This window comes from Bartonella sp. P12B (assembly GCF_055796185.1).
Genome location: NZ_JBTTDI010000038.1, coordinates 1 through 3,360, shown reverse-complemented (window position 1 = coordinate 3,360; position 3,360 = coordinate 1). Strand labels below are relative to the sequence as shown.

The 3,360-nt window shown below is 40.8% G+C and carries 5 protein-coding genes; 4 read left to right on the top strand and 1 reads right to left on the bottom strand.

Features of this window, described 5'->3' with window-relative positions; genetic code table 11:
* Positions 1-174 precede the first annotated feature (174 nt).
* From AC0QT1_RS08370 to AC0QT1_RS08360, 3 genes are all read left to right on the top strand, one after another.
* Complete coding sequence (locus tag AC0QT1_RS08370) at positions 175-402, top strand: hypothetical protein (protein WP_473202105.1); 228 nt, start codon at positions 175-177, stop codon at positions 400-402.
* Positions 403-524: 122 nt separating this feature from the next.
* On the top strand, positions 525-803 hold the full coding sequence (locus AC0QT1_RS08365) for a type II toxin-antitoxin system RelE/ParE family toxin (protein WP_473202104.1): 279 nt from the start codon (positions 525-527) through the stop codon (positions 801-803).
* Between the two features lie 10 nt (positions 804-813).
* Complete coding sequence (locus AC0QT1_RS08360) at positions 814-1,155, top strand: HigA family addiction module antitoxin (protein WP_473202103.1); 342 nt, start codon at positions 814-816, stop codon at positions 1,153-1,155.
* Between the two features lie 61 nt (positions 1,156-1,216).
* Here AC0QT1_RS08360 and AC0QT1_RS08355 read toward each other — a convergent pair whose 3' ends face one another.
* A complete protein-coding gene (locus tag AC0QT1_RS08355) occupies positions 1,217-1,738 on the bottom strand; it encodes a Rha family transcriptional regulator (protein WP_473202102.1) in 522 nt (173 codons plus the stop codon).
* Between the two features lie 353 nt (positions 1,739-2,091).
* Here AC0QT1_RS08355 and AC0QT1_RS08350 point away from each other — a divergent pair.
* Positions 2,092-3,360, top strand: a 1,269-nt coding sequence (locus AC0QT1_RS08350) for a phage tail sheath subtilisin-like domain-containing protein (protein ID WP_473202101.1), incomplete at its 3' end; no start/stop codon positions are given.

Genomic DNA, 3,360 nt, shown 5'->3' with positions numbered 1-3,360 from the left:
TGGTTATGGTGGAGAGAGCCATAAAGGTGGTCATGGTGGTAAAGGTTGCAATGGCAGTGGGGAGGGCGGCGGCGGTGGGGGTGGTTATTTCCCTGGAGAAGATGGTGGAGTTAGTAAAGGGGGTAATGGTGGCAACGGAGCAATGTTGTTTAGATTTTTTATATAGGAGTTTTTATGGAATATGCAGTTGTTGAAAATGGTGTGGTAACAAACGTTATTGTTGCACCAGAAGATTATGTTCATTTATCTGAGGGAGAGGCAATCCCCTCAAGTGAAGCGCAAATTGGCTGGACTTATAAAGATGGAAAATTCTCTCCTCCTATTATTGATGAAGAAAAAAACCCTTTGTCTTCTGAAAGAGCTAAGACAGACGCATCAGTAGAATCTATGAAAGAACGATAAGAGAAAAATGAGAAAGTCTAGGAGATAAGGCTTTCCAATAGAATATTTATGTTTTTTCCATTTTAATATTTATATTGTAAGCTATTTGTTGACACAAGTGGTTTTTTACGCTATATAAGGTAATGATTAAAACGTTTAAAAGCAAAACACTAGCAGAATTATTCAAAACAGGAAAATCATCTAAGATTGATAAAAGACTTGTAAAACGTATCATTATTCGTCTTGACCGTTTAGATATTTGTGAAAGACCAGAAGATATGAATCTTCCAGGATTTAACTTTCATTCTTTAATCGGATATTCACCTACCCGTTACACTGTTCACGTTAATGGACCATGGTGTATCACCTTTGAATTTGACTCGTGTAATGCTTACCGTGTTGATCTTGAACAATACCACTAAGGATACAGTTATGAATGACATTCCTGCACAAAGAGATAAAAACCGTTGTCCTACTCATCCAGGAGAAATTTTGGCGGAAATTATTCCTGAAACTGGCAAAACAAAGTCAGAAATTGCACAAATGCTCGGTATATCACGCCAACATCTCTATGATATCCTGAATACAAAAAAACCTGTCTCTCCTTCTATTTCTGCTTGTCTTGGTAAAATGTTTGGTGATGGAGCTGCCATATGGTTACGTATGCAAGCTAATTATGACGCTTGGCATGCCGAGCGTGATATTGATGTTTCTTCTATTCCAACACTAGAAGCTAGTAAAAAAGTCAATGTACAAATGGACCATAGTTGTTAATAAAATAGCTAGAGCTTTTATCATCTCCCTGCCTTTAAAGACGAGGAGATGACGTTATAAACTAAGCAGCTTTTGTCACAGATCTTGCTAACACCTGTTTTGCTTCTTCAATTAAAGTTTTACAGTGCTTGCTTTCTTCTGCTAATGTGAAGGCTTTAACAAGATGCATGTGGAGAGGCCCATAAATATAAACAGCCTTTTCAGTAGGCCCCATCTCATTCCAATTGCTTGGAAAATCAAATCGTGTATCACGGTCATTATCAATCAACTGATTTTTTAAATCGTAAAAAGCTTTTACAAGTGCTTTTTTAAACGCACGCACCGCATCGTTGTTACGCATATAGGTCATGAGTAAGGTTGCTTGTGGTTCGTTGAGGATTGCAACTTCTCTCTTTTGCCCACCCTTACCATCTTTTCTACTCACTCGCATTTCAAATGCGAGTGAACCAAATTCTTCAAAGTCTTTAATATTTTGACGAACCAGCTGTATAACTGTTTTATGTGTATTCCCTACACCTTCAGCAATTTTCAAAGAGGTTGTAACAGCAATACCAGCATCATTGATTGTTACTAAATTGTTCATGATAAACTCCTTGGTAATAGATGTTTTTGATTGACACTTTTAAAAATGCCGGGCGCTCAAAAACACGGTACCAAGTCCGTCGTTACGCTTTTCCCATAAGGGTATTGTATAGCATAACCACACCCGACGAAACCATTATATGCGCGCAGCATATAATGAGTCAAAGCCTTTAATGTACAGAAGACTGATTATTTCGGTAACCAATCCGCTTGGTATTTTAAGGTGTTTTTGAAGCACCTTTGTACGAATCTAACGGTTTTAAAGATTTTGTCAAGTCGTTCTCAAAAGTGGCTTTTTACCTCTCATTTTTTTCCATTCATTTTCATTCCCCCCTCATTTTAAGGAGCATAATAATGACAACAGGTTTTTTACACGGTGTTGAAGTTGTCGAGGTGGACGATGGCACACGTCCCCTTCGCGCAGTTCAATCAGCAGTTATCGGAATTGTCGGCACAGCACCCGATGCCGATGAACAGGCATTCCCTCTCAATACGCCGGTGTTGGTTACCGGTTCACTTTCACAAGCAGCAAAACTGGATAAAACAGGCAAACGTCAAGGCACCCTCCCCAATGCTCTTGATCTCATTTTCAAGCAAGTGGGTGCCATTGTTATCGTCGTGCGTGTGCAAGAAGGTGATAACGAAAACACAACATTGACCAATGTTCTTGGCGGTGTAAATGCCAATGGTGCTTATGAAGGTGTGCATGCTTTGATTGGAGCACAATCCCTGCTTGGACAAACACCACGCATTCTGATTGCTCCAAGCTTTACCCATAAACGCCCTGTTAGCCTTAGCAAGATTGATATCACCAACAAAGGCAGCGGTTATACTCAAGCAACTGTTAAAATTGCCGGCGGTGCAAAAGCAGAAGCAATTATCGCCAATGGACAAGTGACCTCGATTGTTCTCAAGGACAATGGCTTTGATTATCAAACCGCCCCCAATGTAACGATTGAAGGTGATGGCACTGGTGCAACAGCAAAAGCCGAAATCAGTGTAACCTCGAATCCTGTAGCAGCAGAGTTGATTGGCATTGCTGAGCGGCTCCGCGCTATTGTAATCATTGATGCACCAAACACAACCGATGAAGCAGCTCTTAGTGCAGCAAAGGATTTTGATTCAAAACGCGCCATCATCGTTGATCCTTTTGTAAAGATAAATCGTAATGGAGAAATCCTAGAACAGCCCGCAAGTGCAGCAGTTGCGGGTATCATTGCCAAAACAGATTTTACCCATGGTTTTTGGCATTCTCCTTCAAACAAAGTGATCAATGGCATTGTAGGGATTACCCGCCCGATTGATTTTTCCATTGGTGACAGATCAAGCCGTGCCAACCTTCTCAATGAACAAAACATCACAACAATTATTCGCGAAAATGGTTATCGTCTTTGGGGAAACCGCACCCTTTCAAGCGATACAAAATTTGCTTTCTTATCCGTTGTGAGAACCGTGGATATGATTAATGACGCCATCTTGCGTGGGCATATGTGGGCGGTCGACCGCAATATCAAAAAAACCTACATGAGTGATGTGAGTGAAAGCGTCAATGCCTATTTGCGTGATTTAAAAGCGCAAGGCGCCATTCTTGGTGGGCAATGCACCCCTGATCCAGAGTTAAAC

Excerpts from the sequence above, each read along its gene's own strand:
- AC0QT1_RS08355 (WP_473202102.1), bottom strand. The coding sequence starts at position 1,738 with ATGAACAATTTAGTAACAATCAATGATGCTGGTATTGCTGTTACAACC.
- AC0QT1_RS08365 (WP_473202104.1), top strand. The coding sequence starts at position 525 with ATGATTAAAACGTTTAAAAGCAAAACACTAGCAGAATTATTCAAAACA.
- AC0QT1_RS08370 (WP_473202105.1), top strand. The coding sequence starts at position 175 with ATGGAATATGCAGTTGTTGAAAATGGTGTGGTAACAAACGTTATTGTT.
- AC0QT1_RS08360 (WP_473202103.1), top strand. The coding sequence starts at position 814 with ATGAATGACATTCCTGCACAAAGAGATAAAAACCGTTGTCCTACTCAT.